The following is a 22,539-nucleotide window of genomic DNA, read 5'->3' as shown; positions in this document are numbered from 1 at the left end:
CGCCCCCGGATTGCTGGCTCAATCCGCCGGCGCGAGCGGCCGGCGGCAAGGGTGCGTGGGAAAGGTTGGCCGGAGGACTTGGCGTCAGCGCCTTGCCTTCCAGCCCATGCGATGGTCGTCAGTCCGGCTGCGTGGCATCGCCACGTCAGTCCGACTGCGTGGCATCGCCACGTCAGTTCGACTGCGCGCCGCCGCCGCCATATATGTCGAAATCGAAGTATTTCTTCGAGATCTCGTCATACTTGCCATTGGCGCGGATCGCCTTGATGCCGGCGTTGATCTTTTCCTTCAACTCGGTGTCTTCCTTGCGCACGCCGGCGCCGACGCCCGGTCCGAGCACTTCGTCGTCCGGAGCCACCATGCCCTTCAGGTCGCAGCAGGCCTTGCCCTGGTCGGTCTTGAGGAACTCGCCAAGCGCGATGGAATCGGCCTGCACGGCATCAAGGCGGCCGGCGGCAAGGTCGTTGTTGGCCTCGTCCTGCGTCTGGTATTCCTTGATCTCGGATGCCGTGGCGCCGAAATGCTTCTTGGCGTAGACGGCATGCACGGTCGATACCTGGACGCCCAGGATCTTGCCCTTGAGATCGTCCGGCGCGGAGCCGAACTTCTGGTCCTTCGGTCCGATGATCGCTGTCGGCGTGTTGTAGTACTTATCCGAGAAGTCGATCGTCTTCTTGCGTTCGTCGGTGATCGACATCGAAGAGACGATGAGGTCGATCTTCTTGGTGGTCAGCGCCGGGATGATGCCGTCCCAGGCGACGGGCGTGATGACGCAGTCGAGCTTCTCCTCGGCGCAGACCGCGTCGATGAACTCGATCTCCCAGCCGACCCATTTGCCCGAAGCATCCGGCGAGGTGAAGGGCGGATAGGGCTCGGCGGCGACGCCGATCTTGACCGGATCGGCCTTGGCCACGCCCATGGCGGCCACGCCGAACAGCAGCGCTGCGGCGAACGTCTTCAGAACAGTCTTCATTTCATGACTCCCAGTTTGTTGTTGGCTCCCGGTTTTCTTCCGCCCTCGGTTCGCTAGCCGATGTTGCGGATGAATTGCTTGAGCCTTTCGGATCTGGGCGCGCCGAAGATCTGCTCCGGCGGGCCTTCCTCCTCGACCAGTCCATTGTAGAGATAGACGACATGCGTCGCGACCTCGCGCGCGAACTTCATCTCGTGGGTGACCAGCACCATGGTGCGGCCTTCGCGCGCCAGGTCGCCGATCACTCTAAGCACCTCGCCGACCAGTTCGGGGTCGAGCGCCGAGGTCGGTTCGTCGAACAGCATGACGCGCGGATTGATCGCCAAAGCGCGAGCGATCGCGGCGCGCTGCTGCTGGCCGCCCGACAGGTAGGCCGGATAGACGTCCCGCTTTTCGGCGAGGCCGACGCGGACGAGCAGCTTTTCGGCCTGGGCGATCGCCGCGTCGCGCTTGACGCCCAGCACATGCACGGGAACCTCGATGACGTTCTCGATCAGCGTCATGTGGCTCCACAGATTGAAATTCTGGAACACCATGCCGAGCTTGGAGCGGATGCGTTCGATCTGCTTGCGGTCGGCCGGCACGGTATGGCCGTGACTGTCGGCCTTCAGCTTGATCTCCTCGCCATTGACGCGAATGATGCCGCTTGTCGGATTCTCCAGGCAGTTGATGCAGCGCAACAGCGTCGATTTGCCTGAGCCCGAACCGCCGATGATTGCGATGACCTCTCCGTCGCGCGCCGACAGCGAGACGCCCTTCAGCACGTGCAGCTCACCGAATTTCTTGTGCAGGTTCTCGACGTGGATGGCTTCGGCGGCGCCATTTTGCGCCTCACCGGATGGGGCTGCGGCAACTCCCGCCGTGCTCAACAGGTGACCTCCGTGTAGTCGATGGCAGCTCGTCGAACGTCTACCCGGCTAATCAACATACGCTGTACTGCCCCGCTCCAGACTTCAGCATGGACCCAACAGCGCGAGCCCGTCAATCCCGCTCATTACGGCACTTGCGGCCTTGTTGTGCAAGTGTATAAATAGCCTTTCATGAAATTTTCTCAATTTTTTTCAGCTAAAAAGGGCACCGATGAGCGCTTTCGGATCACAGTCCATGGCGGCGACGCTGCGGCGCGTGCTGATGCGGTCGGCGGCCAACGCCATGCGCGACGCCGACAGATTTGCCTGGCACTATGGCCCGGGGTTCAATCCGGCGAAAGCTGCCTCGCAGCACGCGGCCCTTGCCGAGTTGGTAGCGGCTTCCGGCGCTGAAATCGAATGGATCGAAGACAAGGCCGACGGACTTTCGGATTCGGTGTTCACGCACGACCCATCGCTGATGACCGGCCGCGGCGCGCTGATCCTGTCCATGGGTAAGCCATTGCGCGCCAGGGAGCCCTCGCTGCATGAGGAAACCTACACAAGGCTGGGCATTCCGATCCTCGGCCGCGTCGAAGCTCCCGGTCAGGTCGAAGGCGGTGATTGTGTCTGGGTGGACGCCCGCACGCTGGCGATCGGGCGCGGTGTCCGCTCCAACCAGGAAGGCATCCAGCAGGTTTCCAACCTGCTGACGCCGCTGGGCGTTTCCGTCTACGGCTTTGATCTGCCGCTGTGGCAGGGCGAAGAGGCGTGCCTGCACCTGATGTCGGTGATCAGCCCGTTGGCCGACGACCTCGCGCTGGTTTATTCACCGCTTTTGCCGGCCCCGTTCTATCAAATGCTGAAGGCACGCGGCATCCGGCTGGTCGAAGGCGATGCCGGGGAGTTCGCTGCTTCCAACGGCCTCAGCCTTAACGTACTGCCGACCAGCCCGCTCAAGGTCATTGCCGTTGCAGGCTTTCCCAAGACCAAGGCCGCGATGGAGGCGGCCGGCTGCATGGTTGAAGTCTTCGAGGCGGATGCGCTCTGCATCGCCTGCGAAGGTGGGCCGACATGCCTGACGCGGCCGATCCTGCGCCAATGAATGCGCCATCCCGCCGCAAGTTCCGTCGCGAGGGCGAGGAGCGGCGGCGGCAGGATCTGATCGAGGCGACTCTGGACAGCGTGGCCGAACATGGACTGCAGGGCGCCACCTTGCGCACCATCGCATTGCGTGCCGGTGTCACCGCCGGGCTGATCCGGCACTATTTCCCCGGCAAGGAAGAATTGCTGCAGGAGGCCTATACGGCACTGGTCGGCCGCATGACCGAGCAGGCGAAAGCAGCATTGGTCATGGAAGATGCCTCGCCGCGGCAACGCCTTGCGGCTTTCGTCACCGCCAACCTCAACGCGCCGATCATCGACGCGCGGGTTTTTTCGCTCTGGGCAACCTTCATCGGCCGCGCCGGTGCGGATCCGACCCTGGCCCGTGCCCACCGCGAAGGCTATCTCGGCTTTCGCAACGAGGTGGAGGCGGTTGTGGCCGAAGTGCTTGCCGCCGAACAGTGCAAGCCGGACGCAAGCCGGTTGCGCCACCATGCCATCGCGATCAACGCGATCATCGACGGACTCTGGATCGAAGGCTGCCTGGCCGGCGAGATGTTCTCGCCCGGCGAATTGGCGGCGATTGGGATCAAGGCTGTCGAAGCCGAGCTCGGCCTCGAGCCGGAAAGGGGAGAACACTGATGACCACCATTGGCGAAGCGTTGATTTCACTGCTCGAGGCGCATGGCGTCGACACCGTCTTCGGTATTCCCGGCGTCCACACGATCGAGCTTTATCGCGGGCTGGCGCGGTCGAGGATCCGCCATGTCACGCCGCGCCACGAGCAGGGCGCGGGCTTCATGGCCGACGGCTATGCGCGCGCCGGCGGCCGGCCGGGCGTGGCCTTCGTCATCACCGGGCCGGGGCTGACCAACACCATCACCGCCATGGGACAGGCGCGTGCCGATTCGGTGCCGATGCTGGTGATCTCGGGCGTCAACGCCACGCCGACGCTGGGCAAGGGCCTGGGCTTCCTGCACGAACTGCCGGACCAGCACGGCATGATGGAAAAGGTGGCGCTGTTTTCGCAACGCATCACCGAGGCCGGCGAACTGCCCGGCGCGCTCGCCCGTGCCTTCGCGCTGTTTTCCTCATCGCGACCGGGCCCGGTGCATATCGAGATTCCGACCGACGTCATGGTCAAGCCTGCCGATGGGATCGCGGCGGTGCTGAGCAATGCGGCGCCACCGGCTGCCGGGGCGACGGCCATCGCCGCGGCGGCCAACCTTTGTGCGGCGGCTAGGCTCCCGCTCATCCTGGCCGGCGGCGGCGCCAAGCGCGCCGAGGATGCGCTGCGGCGCCTGGCCGAAAGGCTGGGCGCGCCGGTCGTCGAGACGACCAATGCGCGCGGCCTCCTCCACCGTCATCCGCTCTGCGTACCGGCCAGCCCCAGCCTGAAAGCCGTGCGCGCGCTGATGGGCGAGGCCGATCTGGTCATTGCCGCCGGCACCGAGTTCGGCCCTACCGATTATGACGGCTATGGCGATGGCGGATTTGTCCTGCCGGCCAATTTGATCCGCATCGACATCGGCGCCGACCAGCTGGCGCGGCGTCCGGCGACGGTGGCCATCCAGGCCGACTGCGCCGAGGCGATCGAAGCCTTGCTTGCCGCGCTCGGCTCGGTCGACGAGGACAGAGAAGACGGGAAGAACCGCGCCGCGGCGGCGCGAAAGGCGGCTCGCGCCGAACTGACCCCCGTCCATGCGGCGCAGGTCCATGCGGTGGAAGCCATCCGCGACGCCTTGCCGGGCGCGATCATCGTCGGCGACTCCACCCAGCCCGTCTATGCCGCCAACCTCTATTACGATCACGACCGGCCGGGCGGCTGGTTCAACGCCGCCACCGGCTTCGGCGCGCTGGGCTACGGCCCGCCGGCGGCGGTGGGCGCGGCGCTCGCCATGCCCGACGCGCCCGTCGTCTGCCTCACCGGCGACGGTGGCTTCCAGTTCACCTTGCCCGAGCTTGGCGCGGCGCTCGATGCCGCAGCACCCGTCATCTTCGTCGTCTGGAATAACAGGGGCTATCGCGAGATCGAGACTTCGATGCTCGATGTCGGCGTGGAACCCGTCGGCGTGTCGCCGGCACCGCCCGATTTCTGCAAACTGGCCGAGGCCTATGGCATTGGCGCCGAAAGGCTCGCAGATGTCGGCTCCTTGTCGCTCGCGCTGAAGCGCGCCCGGGCAACGGGGCTGCCGCGCATCATCGAAATCACGGTCGATTGAAGCTTCACGCCGGCGTCGATCCTCCAACCTGCATCGTGGTCATTCGCCGGCTTGGCTTTTGCGCGGCAACAATCGCCGCTGCCCGACACATGCAAAGACGCGACGGCTGCCATGTCGAGATATCAATTGAGTGATCGCATGAAAGGCGCGACGCTTCGCGTCGGCGCGGCGAAACAAGCGACATAATCAAAAAAGACAGGAGCGGTCCAGGATGACGGAAACACTTCAGGGCAGGCATATCGTTGTGACCGGTGGGACCGGTGCGCTCGGCGGCGCGGTCGTCGGCAAGCTGCTGGGCGAGGGCGCGGTTTGCCATGTGCCGAACGCCCATGCCGCGGCACCTTCGCATTTCCCTTTCACCACGCACGAGAACGTCAAGCTGGCACACAATGTCGACCTGTCGGACTCCGCCAAGGTCGAAGCCTTCTATGCCCAGGTTCCCGCCTTGTGGGGGTCGATCCATCTGGCCGGCGGCTTTGCCATGGCGCCGGTGGAGAAGATCGAATCCGCCTCCTTTGCCGAGATGATGGATACCAATGCCCGCACCGCGTTCCTGTGCAGCCGCGCGGCGGTACGCTCGATGCTGGCGGCGGGCACCGCCGGCCGCGTCGTCAATGTCACGGCACGCGCCGGGCTCGATCCGCGCCGCGGCTCGGGCATGGTCGCCTACGCCGCCTCCAAAGCTGCGGTAGCGGCGATGACGGTGGCAATGGCGGAAGAGCTGAAGCACCAGGGCATCCTGGTCAATGCGGTGGCGCCCTCGACGCTCGACACGCCGGCCAACCGCGCCGACATGCCGGATGCCGATTTCAGCAAATGGGTCAGCCTCGAAGCGGCGGCCGAGGCCATCGCCTACCTTGCCTCGCCCGCCAACCAGGCGATGAGCGGCACGCTGGTACCGCTCTACGGCCGGGCTTGAGCGGAGGCCGTTGAAACAGGGCAGGCGGCATCCGATCCATCGGCATTGCGATAGCTGTAGAAGCGCAGCGGCGAGGAAGCATCCGTCGGGCACTCCCGCAACCATGTCGGCGGCCGGCCTTCAATCAGCCCCGCCGCGAATGGATAGGCGGCTTCCAGCCCCGGCAATGGCGGGCCTCGCCAGGCGCAAATTGCGACATGCGTTGCCTTGGAGGCATCGAGTATCGCGCGCGGGTCGGCGGTCGCCGGATCCAGAAAACGATAGCTGCGCTCGATTCCCTTGGCTGACGGGTGATTGGGGATCGTCACCACCTTGGGCCCTTCGGCGAGCGCCACGAAACGCGCGCCGATCAGCGGGGGAGAAAGAACGACGGCGCCAGACGGCCAGTTCTGCTTCGGTTCAAAACGGCTCGAAAAGCAGCTGTCGGCGAACTCGGCGGCGGGAACCACCGCTTCGGGCGGCTTTACCGACAGGTGGTACAGCAGCATCGCCCCGGACAAAACGAGACCGGGCAGGATCAATGCGTATCTGTTCGATGCCGCCGGCACCGGAGATTTCAAATAGCGACCCAACCCCGTATTCGGCAGGAGGCTCGCCAGCGAGAAAATGAGGCCGATGCCTGAAAAGATCGGAAGGTAGCGGTAGTAGCGGACATAACCGATCGCAAGCGCCAGCGAGAGCAGCGAAAACAGCGCCAAAATGATGATGGGCCGACTTCGACCTTGCGGCTTGGCGCAGATGACGACTGGCGCAAGCGCGCCGATAAACAGCAGCGCCATGCTGAAAAAATCTGTCGACAGGACGACATCAGGGCGCCGGAACAGGCTCAACTCCTGAAGAATCCTGTTGATCATGTTGTCGCGAACATAGGCGTCGAGCCAGGCATAGGGGCTGGCCAGGCATTGCGGGTACAACTTCGCTAGCGCCGCGGCGCTGGCCGCCGCGAACACCAGCAGAATGGCCGTGCGCATCGGCCATCCTCCACGCCGGCCCGCAAGCAAGGGCACGATGGCGAATGAGAGCCCGGCCGCGGCCAGTGCCGTCACATGTGGCGTCGAATACGTGTCGCATCTGACCGCGTCATAGGCGGAGGGCGGCACGATCGCCGCGAACAGGCCGATTGCGCCGGCGGTCAAGGCCAGCCCGAAACCGGCGATCCTGTTTTCACCGCCCTCGCGGTCGAAGATCCAATCAAAGGCATAGACCGCCATCACCAGGGCATAGAACGGCGCGAACTCGCTGCTGATGGCGATTGCCAGGGCCGTCAGCAGCCCGTTGACGAAGGCGGAGAGGCGGCTCTGCGACAGCATCAACACCAGGGCCGCCAGCAGAAGCAGGATTTGCAGATTGTGGTAGTCGATCCGTCCGGGGGCGAATTCGAAAAAACTGCGCGCGGCAAAGATCAAAGCCAATGGGAATGCAACGGCCGGATAGGCAAAGCCGATGGCGGTCACCAGCCGGTTGTAGAAATAAAGCGCGGGTGCGAGCAGCAGCAGCGGGACGGCGAAGCATGCCAGCATCAAAGCCGGCTCTGGGCCTGCAAACGGGGCGAACAGGCGCGCGAAGGCCGCGTAGGGCAAGTCGACGATCCACGGCCAGTGTGAGACATAGGGTTCGGGCTGGACAATACCGGGCAGCGTCCGGTCGAAGATGTTGCCCGTTTCAAGCAAGGTACGGATTTCGTGCAGCTTGAGGAGATCGTCGGAGTCATTGTTGAGCCGGAAGCCCAGGGACCACAGAGCGGTCATCAGCATCGCCATTCCGAAAAAGCAGAACAGGACCGGCGAGCTGGTATAAAGACCTGGCAACCACGAAGGTCGCGCAGCGGCGTTGGCGTCGCCATTGCTCATGGAAGTATTCCGTTGGACCGCCAGCAAATACGCGAGGAAGTTTATGTTCCCGTAAAGAAAAAGACCCGCCGGATCGCTCCGGCGGGTCTTTTTTGTAAGGCAGCACGCGAGCGTGCCGCCGATGGCTGGCGCCTTAGTTGCCCTGCTTCTTCAGCGCGGCGCCCAGGATGTCGCCCAGCGAGGCACCGGAGTCGGTCGAGCCGTACTGGGCGACCGCTTCCTTCTCCTCGGCGATTTCCAGCGCCTTGATCGAGACCTGCAGCTTGCGGGTCTTCTTGTCGAAGGCGATGACGCGGGCGTCGACCTTCTGGCCGACGGTGAAGCGCTCGGGGCGCTGCTCGTCGCGGTCGCGGGAAAGGTCGGAGCGCTTGATGAAGGTCTCGATGCCGCTTTCCACCAGCCGCACTTCCAGACCGCCATCCTTGACGCCGATGACCTCACAGGTGACGACGGCGTTCTTGCGCAGTTCGCCTGAAGTCGCCGCTTCGCCAACCGTGTCGCGGGCCAACTGCTTGATGCCGAGCGAGATGCGCTCCTTCTCGATGTCGACGTCGAGCACCTGCGCCTTGACCATGTCGCCGCGGTTGTACTCCTCGATCACCTGCTCGCCCGGACGGGTCCAGTCGAGGTCGGAAAGGTGGACCATGCCGTCCACGTCGCCTTCCAGGCCGATGAACAGGCCGAACTCGGTCTTGTTCTTGACCTCGCCCTCGACCTGGCTGCCGACCGGATGGCTGCGCGCGAAAGCCTCCCACGGGTTCTCGAGCGTCTGCTTGAGACCGAGCGAGATGCGGCGCTTGGCCGGATCGACTTCGAGCACCACGACATCGACTTCCTGCGTCGTCGACAGGATCTTGCCGGGATGCACGTTCTTCTTGGTCCACGACATTTCCGAAACGTGGATGAGGCCTTCGATGCCCGGCTCCAGCTCGACGAACGCGCCGTAGTCGGTGATGTTGGTGACGGTGCCCTTGATCTTCTTGCCGATCGGGAACTTGGTGCCGATCTCCGACCACGGATCGCTCTCGAGCTGCTTCATGCCGAGCGAGATGCGGTGGGTTTCCTGGTTGATGCGGATGATCTGCACCTTGACCGTCTGGCCGATATTGAGGATCTCGGTCGGATGGTTGACGCGGCGCCATGCCATGTCGGTGACATGCAGCAGGCCGTCGATGCCGCCGAGGTCGACGAACGCACCGTAATCGGTGATGTTCTTGACCACGCCTTCGACCACCTGGCCTTCTTCGAGGTTCTGCACGATTTCCGAACGCTGTTCGGCGCGGCTCTCCTCGAGCACGGTGCGGCGCGACACCACGATGTTGCCGCGGCGGCGATCCATCTTGAGGATCTCGAAGGGCTGCGGGTTGTGCATCAGCGGCGAGACGTCGCGGATCGGGCGGATATCGACCTGGCTGCGCGGCAGGAACGCCACGGCGCCGTCGAGGTCGACGGTGAAGCCGCCCTTGACCTGGTTGAAGATGACGCCTTCGACGCGCTCACCCTTGGTGAACTTCTCTTCGAGACGCACCCAGCTCTCTTCGCGGCGAGCCTTCTCGCGCGACAGCATGGCTTCGCCAAGCGCGTTCTCGATGCGCTCGACATAGACTTCGACCGTGTCGCCGACCTTGAGGGTGGATTCCTTGCCCTTGGCGCCGAATTCCTTCAGCGGCACGCGGCCTTCGACCTTGAGGCCGACGTCGATGATGGCCATGTCCTTTTCGATCGCGGTGATCGTGCCCCGGACAACCTGGCCCTCGCCGGAATGGCCGGCGGTGAATGATTCTTCGAGCATGCTCGCGAAATCATCGCGAGAGGGATTTGCTACAGACATTGTTTCTCCTGGAATGCCCCGCATTTTTAGCGGAGCGTGCGCCGTGGGTTAGCGTTGCGTTGGCCTGCCGGCGTTCCGGGCAAAGAGCCCTTGGCCGCTTAAGGCGGCAAGTCCGGCGCATGAAGAATGCTGGCAGGCTGGTTCGTGCCCGATATGGGTATTTCCTTCGCCTCCAGCAACGGAAGCACGAGGGAAAACCCGGATCAGGCCTTGTTTCCCTTGGACAGCACGTCGTCGATGACAGCTCTGGCCGCGAGAAACGCGGCTTCTATAGCCATTTCGCTGGTATCAAGCAAGTGCGCGTCGGCGGCAGGCTTCAAGGGCGAGTCGGCGCGGCCCATGTCGCGCTCGTCGCGGCGCCGGATATCGGCGAGGATCTCGGTGAAATCGGCGGTGCCACCGATGCTTTCGATCTCGGCCAGCCGCCGCTGTGCCCGCACCTCGGCGCTGGCCGTCACATAGAGCTTTATGTCGGCATCGGGACACACCACGGTGCCGATGTCGCGGCCGTCGAGCACCGCACCCGGCGGCGCTTTTGCGAACTCGCGCTGCTTTTCGACCAGGATGCGCCGCACGGTCGGGAACACCGCGACTTTCGAAGCTGCTTCGCCCACCGCATGCGCCGACAGCACCGCCCGGTCGAGCTTTGCCAAATCGACCTGACGCGCGGCGGTCTCGGCCGCCGAGACATTGTCGAGCGGCAGCGCGTGCTGGAGTAGCGCGTAAGCCACCGCACGATAGGTCAGACCTGTATCGAGCAGGTTCAGCCGGTAGTGATCGGCCAGCCGCCGCGCCAGCGTGCCTTTGCCGGCGCCGGCGGGCCCGTCGATGGCGATGGTGAAGGTGGGGGTCATTGGCACGCCTTCCTTGCGGTAAAGGACCCACTCGTCTTCGTCATCCTAGGGCGCAGCGAACGCGAAGCGGAGCGGAGACCCTGGGATCCATGCCGTGACCTCAGCCAAGGAATGCTGCGGAGCAGAATTTTGCACAGTCGCAGGGCGTTGAAGTCACGGCATGGATCCTGGGGTCTGCGCCGCGTCGCTTCGCTCCTTGCTTCGTCCCAGGATGACGAAGTGAGGGATGTCGGATGCCAATCTCCAAGGGGCACGAACACCACCGCTACTCAATCTCCGCGCCCAGCCCCTTCATCAGGCCCATGAACTCGGGAAAACTCGTGGCGATCATCGCCTGGTCGTCGATGGTCACAGGCTTCTCGGTCGCCAGCCCCATGATCAGGAAGCTCATGGCGATGCGGTGGTCGAGATGGGTCTGCACGGTCGTGTCCGGGCCATTGGGATGGCCGCCGAGCCCCTTGCCGCCGGGCTTTCCGCGCACCGCGAGCGATGCCTCACCCTCTGTGCAGTCGACGCCATTAAGCTTCAGTCCATTGGCGACCGCCGACAGCCGGTCGGATTCCTTTACCCTGAGTTCCTCCAGCCCCTGCATCAGCGTCTCGCCCTCGGCGAAGCTCGCGGCAACGGCCAGCACCGGATACTCGTCGATCATCGACGGCGCCCGCTCGGCCGGCACGGTGATGCCCTTGAGTTCGGAATAACGCACGCGCAGGTCCGCGACATCCTCACCGCCGGCGTTACGAGGGTTCAAGATCTCGATCTGGCCGCCCATCTCCTGCAAAGTCAAAAGCAGCCCGGTGCGGGTCGGGTTCATCAGCACGTTTTCGATCACGATGTCGGAACCCGGCACGATCAGCGCGGCCACCAGCGGGAAGCCGGCCGAGGATGGGTCGCCCGGCACCGCGATCGTCTGGCCGGTGAGCTTGCCCTGGCCCTCGATGAAAATATGGCGCACGCCGCGCTCGTCGGTCTCGACCGACAAATTGGCGCCAAAGCCTTTCAGCATCTTTTCGGTGTGGTCGCGCGTCATGACAGGCTCGATGACGGTGGTGATGCCGGGCGTGTTGAGGCCGGCAAGCAGCACCGCCGATTTCACCTGCGCGGAGGCCATAGGCACGCGATAGGTGATCGGGGCGGCATGCTTTGGTCCATGCAGCGTGATCGGCATGCGGTCGCCGGGCGTCGCCTTCAGCACCTGCACCCCCATCTGGCGCAGCGGCTCCAGCACGCGGCCCATCGGCCGACCTGACAAGGAAGCATCGCCGATGAAGGTCGTCTCCATGTCGTAGGTGCCGACCAGGCCCATGGTCAGCCGCGAGCCGGTACCGGCATTGCCGAAGTCGAGCGGCCCTTCCGGCTGCAGCAGCGCGCCGTTGCCGGTGCCGCGGATCACCCATTCGTCGCCGCGCTTTTCGATATGCGCGCCCATTGCCTTCATGGCGGCACCGGTGCGCATCACGTCCTCGCCTTCGAGCAGGCCGGTGATGCGGGTCTCGCCGGAGGCGAGCCCGCCGAACATGAAGGAGCGGTGCGAGATTGACTTGTCGCCCGGAACGCGCGCCGTACCGGAAAGCGCTTGACATTTGCGGGCGGTGGCCGGCTTGGAAGCGGCGGCGTGAGACATGGAATTTCCCTGGACGGAATGCCGGCGGGCCGGCGCTTTTCATTTGTTGCGGCGGTCTCGTATCACGGTGGGCCGAAATGGTCATCCCCCATGGTCGTCACTTGACGCTAGGCCTTTCAACGTACGGTTTTGTGACGCCGGCATTTGGCTTTGACAGCGCTGCAAACAGTGGTTAAGGGGACCACTCTTTTATCGACGAGGCTTGCCGTGGCAAAAACCGAACTTGGCACAAAGCGTATCGACCCTGAAACGGGTCGAAAATTCTACGACCTGAACAAGGACCCGATCGTCTCGCCCTACACCGGCAAGACCTATCCGCGTTCCTATTTCGAGGAAGGCAAGATCGCCGCCCTCGAGGAGGAAGAGGAAGTGGCCGAGAAGGAAGTGGACGCCGAGGACGAGGAGGGCGTAGAAGTCGTCTCGCTCGAAGAGGCTGACGAAGACGTCAAGGGCGACGATCTGCCCGATCTCGGCGACGACGAGGATGATGTCGACCTGGGCGACGACGAGGACGATACGTTCCTCGCCGACGAAGAGGAAGAAGACGACGATGTCGCCGACATGATCGGCGTCGGCGACGACGACGACGAGGTCTGACAAGGCCGGGAACGCAAGCGTTTGCTTGCTTTCGCAGCTTGTGAAGAAAAAGCCGCTGATGAAGGCTTGATATTGACGAAGGGCGGGGTTAGAAGCCGCCTGCACTAACGGCGCGGTCTCCAACCCGCGCCGGATCTCTTCGCCGGAAACGGCGCCGGTTGACTGCCGGAAGTGGGGCCATAGCTCAGTTGGGAGAGCGCTTGAATGGCATTCAAGAGGTCGTCGGTTCGATTCCGATTGGCTCCACCAAACAGTCATCTCTCTAATTCTACTATTCTATAGACTGGAAAATAGTTGCGCCTTTTCCTAGGTTTAGCTGCGCATTTCCAGAAACGCCTGGACGTGAGACTTACGATTTGCGGGTTTCCGCCTTTCTGAGCGCTTAGTCTTAGCGGCCTAGATAGGTTCCAGCCGTTTTGACAATTGATGCTCGTGGGATGCGTCGCATCGGCTTTGGAAAGACGGCCTTCAATGATTGACAGCGCCATCTCCTCTCGATGCTGCCGGTGACACGGGCATCCTTTGGATGTTCGTTCGGAGTCTCCGATGGTGCTGAAGCCTGGTAGCTTCACTCGGTCAGGTTTGAAGGGACAGCTTCCTGAAAAGGCTCACACCTAGCGGTTCGAGCCTTGGTCGACCACAACGGTCGCCGTGAGGCCCGCAACCAGCCTTGCATTCGCAGGCACGTTCTCGATGGCGATGCGTACAGGGATGCGCTGCGCCAGCCGGACCCAGGTGAAGGTCGGATTGACGTTGGCCAGCAGCGATCCCGCTGCCCGCTCCCGGTCCTCGATCCCCGCAGCGATACTCTCCACCCGCCCCGTCAGCGTGCCAGGCTGTCCCATCAGTCGGATGGCGACCTTGGCGCCGATGTCGATGCGGCCAAGTTTGGTTTCCTCGAAATAGCCCTCGACCCGCATGGAATCGCCGTCGACCAAGGCCATGACCGCCTGTCCGGCGGAAACATAGTCGCCGGGGCGGAGGCTGAGATTGGAGATGGTGCCGTTTACCGACGCCTTCACGTCGGAGCGGTCGAGATTCAGTTGCGCCAGGTCGCGGGCCGCGACGGCCTGCTGGTAATCGGCCTCGGCTCCGGCGACGGCGGCGCGAGACTGTTCGCGCTGCTGGACCGTCACGATCGAATCGCCGAGATGCTCGCGGCGGGCGAGGTCCTTCCTGGCTTGATCGAGCGGCGCTTGCCGGCCTTGCACCACTGCCACGGCCTGCTCCAGCGCGATGGCGAAGCGCTGCCGGTCGATGCGGAAGAGAACGTCGCCCTTCCTGACCGTCTGGTTGTCGTGTACGAGAACCTCGGTGATAAGGCCCGAAACGTCGGGCGTGACCCCGACTACATCGGCGCGCAGATGGGCGTCGCGCGTCCACGGATCGTTCATGTTGTCGTCCCATAGTTTCCAGGCGACGCCGGCGGCGGCAGCAACCACGACGAGGGTGATGAGGACGCGCCCGGCCAGGCGCAGATAGCGATTTTTCATGGAAGCAACCAATCGGAAAACGAGGACATTGCGCCGAGGATCAGAACGTAGAGCGCGAGATTGAAGAGCGCGCGATGCCAGACGAGGCCGTAGATGCCTGTCCACGACAGCACCTGCCAGATCAGCCGCGCGACCGCGAAGGCGACGAGCATCAGGACCAGCAGGCCGGGCAGGTAGACGCCGAGGATGTTGATTTCGGTCTGCATGGGAACCTATTCGGCGGCCGCGGATAGAGGAATAGCCGGCAGTTCGCCTTCCTGGGATGGCGGTACGGCATTCGGGAAAAGCGCGCGGCGTATGCCGACGAGCGCGTCGACGGCACGGCGTGCGGGCAGCGCCTCCCGGCGCGAGGCGCCGGAGAGAGCAGTATCGATCTCGTGAAGCAGTTGCGGCGATGGGTCGATGGCCGAACGACGGCGCACACGCTCGCGGTACAGGTCCGCCACGCCGGACAGAACTGTTCGCACGTCGGCATCTTCATCTGGTGTGAGGCGGCGCTGTAGCTGCTGGAGCTCGACGATGTTCAGCCCAAGCCTTATCTCGGCATAGCCGTCCGTCCTGGCCAGTTCCTTGTCCTCCATGCTCGCCAGGCGTGGGACAAGTTGGCCGAGCCGGTCCAGCATGCGGCCCGCGAGGCGCTCATGATCCTGGGCGCGGCTACCTGCGGCCAGTTCCGCAAGATCCGACCACCCCGCGTTGACCAGGCGCCGGGCGGCGATCTCGCCGCCGAACGGGCGGGTGACCAGGTTCCACAAAAGGGCGAAGCCGACCCCCGCCAGCGCGGCGATCCCTCCACCGGCGAAGGACTGGAAATCGGCCGAGAAGCGATTGCCTAGCGCGATGAACGAGGCGGTGTTGACGGTGAGCAGCATGGCCAGCATGCTCAATTGCGGCCTCGGGATGAGTGTGCCCAGCACGAGGAAGGGTGGCGCCAGCACCAAGGCCAGCATGGTGAAGCCATGCACCATCGGCAGGATGGCGAACAGATAGGCGCCGGTGACCAGCAGGCTGACGGTGCACCAGATGAACATCGACAAAAGAAGCGGGGCTGGCCGATCCTGCGTGGCGAAAAAGGAGCAGGCCACTGCGACCATCAGCACGAAGCCGGCTCCCTCGGCCCAGCCCGAATAGATCCACAGCGCGCTCGCCACGAGCGTCGCCGCGACAGCCGAGGCGGCATAGAAGACCATCATGCCGTGGTCGTAGTGCCGAATCCGGACGACCGTGCGCCGGCGGCGGAAGGCAAGCTTTGGGCGATGCGGGTTTCCGGCGGCGATCCGGTCCCTCAGCACCAGGCAGTCGTGCCAGAGATCGACGATCTCGCGCAACCGGGCGAGCGCGCTTTCGAGAATGAGGCCGACCCACTCCGCCGACCTTGCGGGCGGAGCCAATTGGTCGAGTTCGGCTCGAAACCGTTTCGCTCGCTCCGGGTCCTCCACGCCTGCCAGCCAGCCGGCGATTTCGCCAAGCAGGTCCGCCAGCCGCGGCGGCAGGTCCTTGCCTTGCGCTTTCAGCGCATGCAGCCTATCGGCCAGCGACGAGAACAGCGGCATGAGCATCATCAACCGTCCGCGCAACTCGCGCGCCTGGCGGGTCACGCCGCGCGTATGCGCGTCGTAGGCGAGTTGGCTGATGAGCATGTCCAGGCCGGAAATATCCGCTGCGAGTTTCTGCCGTCCCAGCGGCGTCGCCGGGACCGCACCCTCGCCGCGCAGGATCTCGTCCCCCCAGTTGGCCGCATCGCGCAGCCAACCGGAGACGCGAACCGACAGGAGCGAGGACAGCCCCATCGGAAACACGACCTGTGCGACGACGCTGGCGCAGACGATGCCGAGGATGATCTCCTGGCTGCGGGCCGTGGCGATGTCAAAGATCGTCGAGGGCGCATCAACGGCGGGAAGCGCGATGAGCGGCAGCGTATACCCCGCCAGCATGAAGACGTAGCTCCGGGGCGTGCGGTCCAGCATGGAGATGTAGAGCAGACCGCCCGTCCAGAACGCGACGACGAGACTCAGCAGAAGCGGGGAATTAACGAACATCGGCAGCAGGATGACGGACGCGGTGGCGCCGATCAGCGTTCCCAGTGCGCGATAGAGGCCCTTCGAACTGGTCGCCCCCGCGAGCGGATTGGCCACCACATAGACGGCCGCCATCGCCCAATAGGGGCGCGGCAGGTCGAATGCCAGCGCGATGTAGAGCGCCAGCATGGAAGCCAGGAACGCCTTGAACGAAAACAGCCAGTCCCGCCAGGAAGGAAGTGTCATGGCTTCGCCCCCGTCCAGCCGGGCGGACCGACTGTGTCCGGATTTCCCGGATTATCTGTCGATCTCGACATCTTTCGTCTCCTGCCCGATCAGCAGCGAGATCAAGGTGAGCAAGCTCATCGCTGTCAGATAGATGCCCACCCAGAACGGGCTCCCCGCCCCGGTCCTCCACAGGGCGACCGCGATGAAGGGCGCCACGGCGGCTCCGAGGATCGAGGACACGTTGTAGGAAATGCCTGAGCCCGTGTAGCGGACATTCGCGGGAAACAGTTCCGGCAGCAGCGCGCCCATCGGCCCGAAGGTCATGCCCATGAGGGCGAAGCCGACGATGAGCCAGGCCATGACACCGACCGTGCCCGCCGCCAGCATCGGTACCCACAACAGGCCGAACACGGCGATCGCAAGTGTGATCCAGATCAGCGTCCTGCGGCGGCCCCAGCGATCCGCCCAGGGACCGGAAACCATGGTGAAAATGCCGAAGAACACCACGCCGATGATCATCATCAGCACGAAGGTGGTGTAGTCGTAGCCAAGGCCCGGAACCGCGCCCGTGGGAGCCGCCCGGCCGTAGCTGAGAGAGAAGGTCGTCATCAGGTAGAAAAGCACGTAAGTGGCGAGCATGTAGAAGGTGCCAAGGACGAGTTCCTTGCGGTGCGTCTTCAGGGCCGCCGCCAGCGGCACCTTCCTGACCTGACCTTTGCGGACGGTGTTCTCGAATGCCGCGCTTTCGACGAGGCTGAGCCGCACCCAAAGGCCGATGGCGACCATGACGATCGAGAACAGGAACGGTATGCGCCATCCCCACGACAGGAAGGCGGCCGACGGCATCGACGGATCGTCGGACGGCAGCACGGCAGCCATGGCCAGGAACAGCCCGTTGGCTATAATGAAGCCGATGGGCGCGCCGAGTTGTGGAAACGTGCCGTAGATCGCGCGCTTGTTCCTTGGAGCGTTCTCCGTGGCGACGAGGGCCGCGCCACTCCATTCGCCGCCGAGCGCGAAGCCCTGTGCCAGCCGCAGCACCACGAGCAGGGCGGGCGCAAGCCAGCCCGCAACCGCATAGGTCGGAAGCAGGCCGATCAGGAAGGTGGCAATCCCCATGGTGAGAAGCGCCCCGACCAGAGTGATCTTGCGGCCGCGCCTGTCGCCGAGATGGCCAAAGAAAACGGCGCCCAGCGGGCGTGCGATCATGGCCGCGCCGAATACGGCGAAGGAAGCCAGAAGCGCGGTCGCCTCATTCCCGGCCGGGAAGAACAGATGCGGGAAAACCAACACCGCAGCCGTGGCGTAAACATAGAAATCATAAAATTCGATGGTCGTGCCGATCAGGCTGGCAAGGATGACGCGCGAACGTGGATTGGCAGGAACGGTCCCCGCAGGTAGCGCTTCGGTTATGTATGACATTTATGATACCCCGACGAAGCGCTCGTGGAGCGCCGGCTGTTTTTCATTGTCGATATGCATCTCCTGGTCGCCGCAGCGCACCAGGATTAGATTGCATATAAATAGATTGTATGCGAAGGTTTGACAATGGGCGACGATCAATCCAGGAACCGGGAAACGGTTGGCCAGCTCGTGACCAACGTCGCGCGTCTATGGCGCCGGAATGCCAATGACAGGCTCGACCGCTACGGAATTTCGCATGCGGTGGCGATGCCCCTGCTGGCATTGTGGCAACTGGGCGGCGAAGCCCGCCAGGGGACAGTCGCGGAGCAGGCCGGTCTCGACGGGCCGTCCGTCGTCCGGCTCATTGACCTCCTTATCGCGGAGGGACTGGTCACCCGGCGCGAAGATACCAGCGACCGTCGGGCAAAGATCCTTTCCCTCACCGAGGAAGGCGCGGCCAGGATGAAATCGATCAACGCCGTCCTGGCCGAACTGCGGCACGAACTGGTGGCGCGGATCAGCGACGAAGAGATGGAAATCACCTCCTCGGTGCTGAAACGACTTCAATCCAGGCTGTGGGACAACATCAACGAAAGATAGCCTATAGCTGGCGTTGGCGCGAGCGACCATCAACGCTTCCGTTCGCGGCACCGTCATCTAGTGTGTCGGCTAAACTTAGCCGTCGTTGGTTGCGGTTAGGTTGGCAGTTTCGCTCAATTCGAGTTCCCATTCGATGGCTTTACGGGCGGTGCCAGCCTTGATCTATCTGCATCCACTGGGGCGGCGGTCTTCGAACTATCGGGCCCGCTGGATCGCGGCCCACTCGTTTTCGGCCAACACGCCAAGAAAAATCGTCGCTCCAAGGCATCGCCGCCGATAGCCTGGAGGTCAGGATGGGCCAGTCGGCGCGGCAAGGTGCCGGGCTGACCGATTTCGCCGCCGTCGGGCACGCCGACGCTTACGCAATATGCAGCCATTGACTAAAACGGTTTCTGTTTTGATTCGCTTTGAACGGACCGTCATGAGCAAAGCCCTCACGTCCTTCGCCCTGGTCGCGGTGCTGACCGCGTTGCTCATGGGCTTGAGCCTGGCGGTGGCCAGGCACGGTTATCCCTACGGCGCGATGGGTGTAAGGCGCCTCGACGGCATGGCCGATGCCGGGATGTTCGTTCCGATCGCCGCCGTCTATTTCTTCAGCGCGCTGCTGATGATGATCCTGCCGATCAGGGCCGCCAGCATCGTCCTGACCCATGCAGCCGACGCCATCTTCTGGACGGTGATCGTGCTGTTTGCCGCCATTGTCGGCTGTCTCGTCGCCCGGTGGGCCTTCGGTCAGGGCGGCGCCCTGTGGGCGCTTCTGAACTGGCGCTTCCTGTTCGCGGCGGCCATCGTAGGGTGCCATTTCGTCATGAACGAGCTTCGCCGCAACGTCCTGCTGCGCAGCCTGTTTTTCGTTGTCTTCGCGGCGGCCACGCTGGCCTGCCTGTTTTGGTCGTTCACGCTCTGAGGGAGAAGCCGGCAGCGGCCGTCTCGGCCCGCTTTCGCATTGCGCGTTGATCGATCGATGAGACGCCACTAACGGCTGACGGTTCTCTCGACATAGCGCGAAAAGTCCTCGACATCCTGCGCCGTGGGCTCCTGGCCGGTGAAGCTGCGCAGATAGGACGCGACGTGCGGCAGGCGGCTGCTCATCGGTTCGTTGAGCTCGAGCGAGTAGTAGCCGATCTGCATGAAATAGAGCACGCGGGCGCGCACGAAGGCGTCTTCCTCGTCATAGCCGTGGCGCCTGAACATATCGCGAATGGCGTCGACGCGCTCCTCGTCGGCCTCGTCGAGAGCCCGCCTGATGGCGGGCGATCGCCGGGCCCACGCCCTGATCGCGAAATCCAGCTGCGGATCGAACAGCTTCTCGTCCACCCAGCACTCGAAGATGCTCATCACCCCGCGGATAACGGTCGCGGAAGGCCGCGCGGCGCGTTCGACGATGAACCTTGTATTGGTCTGCCGCCAATAATCCAGCAATTGGTCGAGCAGGTCCTGGCGGCTCTTGAAGTACCAATAGAAACTGGAACGCGACACATCGAGTTTCTGGCCGAGCGTCTGCACACGGACGCGTTCGACGCCGTCCGAAATCAACGTTTCAAGCGCGAGCTTGAGCCAGTCTTCCCGTGTAACCTTGATGTTGCCGGTGGCGCCGGCGCGCTGGGTTGTCCTGTCGGTGGCTTCCATCGACACGACGCATGACACGCCGCCCCAAGCAAATCAAGACTATGGACATATATGTACAGACGCGTTTCGCGGTGATTGGAACGATGTGTCGCCGAAGCTGTTGGGCCAGGGCGATGCGCCCCGGGCAGCAGGTCCTGCGGGGCCGCGAAGCGAGAGGCTTTGTCGCGGCCGTCCGTGCAAAAGCGCGCTTTCCCGCAGCGCAATTGTCTGGCAAATACAAATCACACAGATGCCGCCACGCGGCGAACCAGCAGGAAAGATACGACATGGCACCGCTTCGACAGAACCTCATCGACGGCGAGTGGGTCGGCGATGCCGGCTCCCGCAACATCAACCCGTCCGATACCGGCGACATCGTCGGCGAATACGCCTCCGCAGGTGTCGAACAGGCGGCACAGGCGATCGCCGCGGCCAAGGCGGCCTTTCCCGCCTGGTCGCGCTCGGGTCTGCTGGCCCGCCACGCGGTGCTGAAAAAGACGTCGGACGAGATCCTGGCGCGCAAGGACGAGATCGGCCGCAACCTGGCGCGCGAGGAAGGCAAGACGCTGGCCGAAGGCATTGGCGAGACCATTCGCGCCGCCCAGATCTTCGATTTCTTCGCCGGTGAGACACTGCGCCTCTCGGGCGAAGTCGTGCCTAGCGTGCGGCCGGGCGTCGGTGTCGAGATCACGCGCGAAGCGGTCGGCGTGGTCGGCATCATCACGCCGTGGAACTTCCCGATCGCCATTCCCGCCTGGAAGATCGCTCCGGCGCTGGCCCATGGCAACACCATCGTCTTCAAGCCGGCGGAACTCGTTCCCGAGAGCGCCTGGACCATCGTCGACATACTGCACCGTGCCGGCCTGCCCAAGGGTGTGCTCAATCTCGTCATGGGCAAGGGCTCGGTGGTCGGCCAGGCGATGCTCGACAGCCCGGACATCAACGCCATCACCTTCACCGGCTCGGTCGGCACCGGCAAGCGCGTCGCCGCGGCGAGCGTCGAGCACATGCGCAAGTTCCAGCTCGAAATGGGTGGCAAGAACCCGCTGGTGGTGCTCGACGATGCCGACCTCGCTACATCAGTCGATTGCGCGATCAACGGCGCTTTCTTCTCGACCGGCCAGCGCTGCACGGCTTCGTCCCGGCTGATCGTGACGAACGGCATTCATGACCGTTTCGTCGAAGCGCTCAAGGAACGGATGGACAAACTGGTCATCGGCGATGCGCTCGACGCGCAGACCCAGATCGGTCCCGTCGTCGATGCGACGCAGCTCAAGCAGGACGAAGACTATATCGCCATCGGCGTCCGGGAAGGCGCGACGCTCGCCTTCGGCGGCGAGCGGCTCGATCGCAAGACGCCGGGCTTCTTCCTTCGGCCGGCGCTGCTGACCGAGGCCACCAACGCCATGCGCAGCTCGCGCGAAGAGATCTTCGGACCCGTCGCCAGCGTCATCCGCGTCAAGGACTATGACGAGGCGCTCGCCGTCGCCAACGACACGCCATTCGGGCTGACGTCCGGCATCTGCACGTCGAGCCTCAAGCACGCCACGCATTTCAAGCGCAATTCGGAGGCCGGCATGGTGATGGTCAACCTGCCGACGGCGGGTGTCGATTTCCATGTTCCCTTCGGCGGCCGCAAGGGGTCGAGCTACGGTCCGCGCGAACAGGGCCGCTATGCCATGGAATTCTACACCACCGTGAAGACCGCCTACACATTCGCAGGCTGATCGGGGCGCCGGCTGACCGGGCCGGCGAAGCCTTCGCATGCACCAAGAGACGAGGCGATGACAGTTCAAGACGAGGATCTGACCTGGCTTAATCCGCCGCCGCATCATTCCGTCGATGGCGATGCGGTTCATGTGCGCACCGGCAAGGAGACGGACTTCTGGCGCGAGACCTTTTATGACTTCTGGCGCGACAACGGCCACTTTCTTTACAAGCGGGTGGAAGGCGATTTCACCGCGGAAGTCACGGTCAACGGGCGCTATGAGGTGCTCTACGACCAGGCGGGGCTGATGCTCCGCCTCAGCGAAACGCATTGGATCAAGGCCGGCATCGAATATACCGACGGCGTGATGTATTTCTCGGTCGTCGTCACCAACGATACCTCGGACTGGTCGTTGGCCACCATTCCGGCCGGTCCGGATGGCGTTAGAATCCGGTTGACCCGCCATGCCGAGACCATCCGCGTCCAGTATCTGGATGTCTCCGACGGCCATTGGAAACCGGTGCGGCTCGCCTACTTCCCGGTCTCGAAGGCGGTGGATGTCGGCATGATGTGCTGTTCGCCGCAGCGCGAAGGCTTCGAGGTCACATTCACCGGCTTTTCGGTCGGCCCGGCGATTTCGCGGGACCTGCACGGCTGA

At 63.8% G+C, this 22,539-nt stretch carries 20 protein-coding genes and 1 tRNA gene; 10 read left to right on the top strand and 11 right to left on the bottom strand.

All coding sequences use genetic code 11. The annotated features are described in order from the left end of the window. Nucleotides 1–172 precede the first annotated feature (172 nt). Both LB532_RS16880 and LB532_RS16875 read right to left on the bottom strand, forming a co-directional pair. On the bottom strand, nucleotides 173–973 hold the full coding sequence (locus tag LB532_RS16880; RefSeq protein ID WP_140643754.1) for a transporter substrate-binding domain-containing protein: 801 nt from the start codon (nucleotides 971–973) through the stop codon (nucleotides 173–175). A gap of 53 nt (nucleotides 974–1,026) precedes the next feature. Continuing rightward, the gene (locus LB532_RS16875; RefSeq protein ID WP_140559774.1) at nucleotides 1,027–1,842 is read right to left on the bottom strand and encodes an ABC transporter ATP-binding protein; all 816 of its coding nucleotides are present in this window, start codon (nucleotides 1,840–1,842) and stop codon (nucleotides 1,027–1,029) included. 211 nt (nucleotides 1,843–2,053) lie between these two features. On the opposite strand from LB532_RS16875, the gene LB532_RS16870 reads away from it, so the two are divergent. From LB532_RS16870 to LB532_RS16855, 4 genes are all read left to right on the top strand, one after another. Further along, entirely contained in the window at nucleotides 2,054–2,926 is an 873-nt protein-coding gene (locus LB532_RS16870) for a dimethylarginine dimethylaminohydrolase family protein (protein WP_140643752.1), read from the top strand. Then, nucleotides 2,896–3,567 carry a TetR family transcriptional regulator C-terminal domain-containing protein gene (locus tag LB532_RS16865; RefSeq protein ID WP_140643750.1) on the top strand — a complete coding sequence of 224 codons (672 nt, stop codon included), beginning with the start codon at nucleotides 2,896–2,898 and terminating at the stop codon, nucleotides 3,565–3,567. Before LB532_RS16870 ends, LB532_RS16865 begins: the two co-directional genes overlap by 31 nt. Then, entirely contained in the window at nucleotides 3,567–5,147 is a 1,581-nt protein-coding gene (locus LB532_RS16860) for a 5-guanidino-2-oxopentanoate decarboxylase (RefSeq protein ID WP_140643748.1), read from the top strand. Before LB532_RS16865 ends, LB532_RS16860 begins: the two co-directional genes overlap by 1 nt. Before the next feature lie 211 nt (nucleotides 5,148–5,358). Then, nucleotides 5,359–6,066, top strand: a complete 708-nt coding sequence (locus tag LB532_RS16855) for an SDR family NAD(P)-dependent oxidoreductase (protein WP_140643746.1) — start codon at nucleotides 5,359–5,361, stop codon at nucleotides 6,064–6,066. Here the strand turns inward: LB532_RS16855 and LB532_RS16850 are convergent. From LB532_RS16850 to aroA, 4 genes are all read right to left on the bottom strand, one after another. After that, the gene (locus LB532_RS16850; RefSeq protein ID WP_140643744.1) at nucleotides 6,051–7,916 is read right to left on the bottom strand and encodes a hypothetical protein; all 1,866 of its coding nucleotides are present in this window, start codon (nucleotides 7,914–7,916) and stop codon (nucleotides 6,051–6,053) included. The genes LB532_RS16855 and LB532_RS16850 overlap by 16 nt on opposite strands. A gap of 133 nt (nucleotides 7,917–8,049) precedes the next feature. Then, on the bottom strand, nucleotides 8,050–9,747 hold the full coding sequence (gene rpsA, locus LB532_RS16845; protein ID WP_140643742.1) for a 30S ribosomal protein S1: 1,698 nt from the start codon (nucleotides 9,745–9,747) through the stop codon (nucleotides 8,050–8,052). Between the two features lie 203 nt (nucleotides 9,748–9,950). Further along, a complete protein-coding gene (cmk, locus tag LB532_RS16840) occupies nucleotides 9,951–10,601 on the bottom strand; it encodes a (d)CMP kinase (RefSeq protein ID WP_140643740.1) in 651 nt (216 codons plus the stop codon). Nucleotides 10,602–10,866: 265 nt separating this feature from the next. Further along, complete coding sequence (gene aroA, locus LB532_RS16835) at nucleotides 10,867–12,225, bottom strand: 3-phosphoshikimate 1-carboxyvinyltransferase (RefSeq protein ID WP_140643738.1); 1,359 nt, start codon at nucleotides 12,223–12,225, stop codon at nucleotides 10,867–10,869. 207 nt (nucleotides 12,226–12,432) lie between these two features. On the opposite strand from aroA, the gene LB532_RS16830 reads away from it, so the two are divergent. Together LB532_RS16830 and LB532_RS16825 are read left to right on the top strand one after the other, a co-directional pair. Beyond that, entirely contained in the window at nucleotides 12,433–12,822 is a 390-nt protein-coding gene (locus LB532_RS16830; RefSeq protein ID WP_140497238.1) for a TIGR02300 family protein, read from the top strand. Between the two features lie 173 nt (nucleotides 12,823–12,995). Beyond that, nucleotides 12,996–13,071, top strand: a tRNA-Ala gene (locus LB532_RS16825). Nucleotides 13,072–13,436: 365 nt separating this feature from the next. Here LB532_RS16825 and LB532_RS16820 read toward each other — a convergent pair. The 4 genes from LB532_RS16820 to LB532_RS16805 are packed head-to-tail and all read right to left on the bottom strand — an operon-like array spanning nucleotide 13,437 to nucleotide 17,983. Beyond that, on the bottom strand, nucleotides 13,437–14,315 hold the full coding sequence (locus LB532_RS16820) for an HlyD family secretion protein (RefSeq protein WP_140643736.1): 879 nt from the start codon (nucleotides 14,313–14,315) through the stop codon (nucleotides 13,437–13,439). Beyond that, entirely contained in the window at nucleotides 14,312–14,521 is a 210-nt protein-coding gene (locus LB532_RS16815) for a DUF1656 domain-containing protein (protein ID WP_140643735.1), read from the bottom strand. The genes LB532_RS16820 and LB532_RS16815 overlap by 4 nt, the downstream gene beginning before the upstream one ends. Nucleotides 14,522–14,527: 6 nt before the next feature. Next, a complete protein-coding gene (locus tag LB532_RS16810; RefSeq protein ID WP_140643733.1) occupies nucleotides 14,528–16,579 on the bottom strand; it encodes an FUSC family protein in 2,052 nt (683 codons plus the stop codon). A 51-nt stretch (nucleotides 16,580–16,630) separates the two neighbouring features. After that, nucleotides 16,631–17,983: an MFS transporter gene (locus LB532_RS16805; RefSeq protein WP_140643731.1), complete on the bottom strand. Its 1,353-nt coding sequence runs from the start codon at nucleotides 17,981–17,983 to the stop codon at nucleotides 16,631–16,633. 126 nt (nucleotides 17,984–18,109) lie between these two features. Here LB532_RS16805 and LB532_RS16800 point away from each other — a divergent pair, with 126 nt between their 5' ends. Together LB532_RS16800 and LB532_RS16795 are read left to right on the top strand one after the other, a co-directional pair. Further along, a complete protein-coding gene (locus LB532_RS16800) occupies nucleotides 18,110–18,565 on the top strand; it encodes a MarR family winged helix-turn-helix transcriptional regulator (protein ID WP_140643729.1) in 456 nt (151 codons plus the stop codon). A 421-nt stretch (nucleotides 18,566–18,986) separates the two neighbouring features. Continuing rightward, complete coding sequence (locus LB532_RS16795; protein WP_140643727.1) at nucleotides 18,987–19,472, top strand: hypothetical protein; 486 nt, start codon at nucleotides 18,987–18,989, stop codon at nucleotides 19,470–19,472. A gap of 68 nt (nucleotides 19,473–19,540) precedes the next feature. Here LB532_RS16795 and LB532_RS16790 read toward each other — a convergent pair whose 3' ends face one another. After that, nucleotides 19,541–20,194 (bottom strand): TetR/AcrR family transcriptional regulator, encoded by a 654-nt coding sequence (locus tag LB532_RS16790; protein ID WP_181169575.1) that lies wholly within the window; start codon nucleotides 20,192–20,194, stop codon nucleotides 19,541–19,543. A 266-nt stretch (nucleotides 20,195–20,460) separates the two neighbouring features. Between LB532_RS16790 and LB532_RS16785 the strand changes: the two genes are divergently transcribed. Together LB532_RS16785 and LB532_RS16780 are read left to right on the top strand one after the other, a co-directional pair. Next, entirely contained in the window at nucleotides 20,461–21,900 is a 1,440-nt protein-coding gene (locus tag LB532_RS16785; protein ID WP_140643724.1) for an aldehyde dehydrogenase family protein, read from the top strand. A gap of 57 nt (nucleotides 21,901–21,957) precedes the next feature. Beyond that, the gene (locus LB532_RS16780; RefSeq protein WP_140643722.1) at nucleotides 21,958–22,539 is read left to right on the top strand and encodes a DUF1349 domain-containing protein; all 582 of its coding nucleotides are present in this window, start codon (nucleotides 21,958–21,960) and stop codon (nucleotides 22,537–22,539) included.

It is taken from the genome of Mesorhizobium sp. ESP-6-2, from assembly GCF_020164675.1.
Lineage (GTDB): Bacteria > Pseudomonadota > Alphaproteobacteria > Rhizobiales > Rhizobiaceae > Mesorhizobium.
This window is presented reverse-complemented; position numbering and strand designations above follow the sequence as displayed.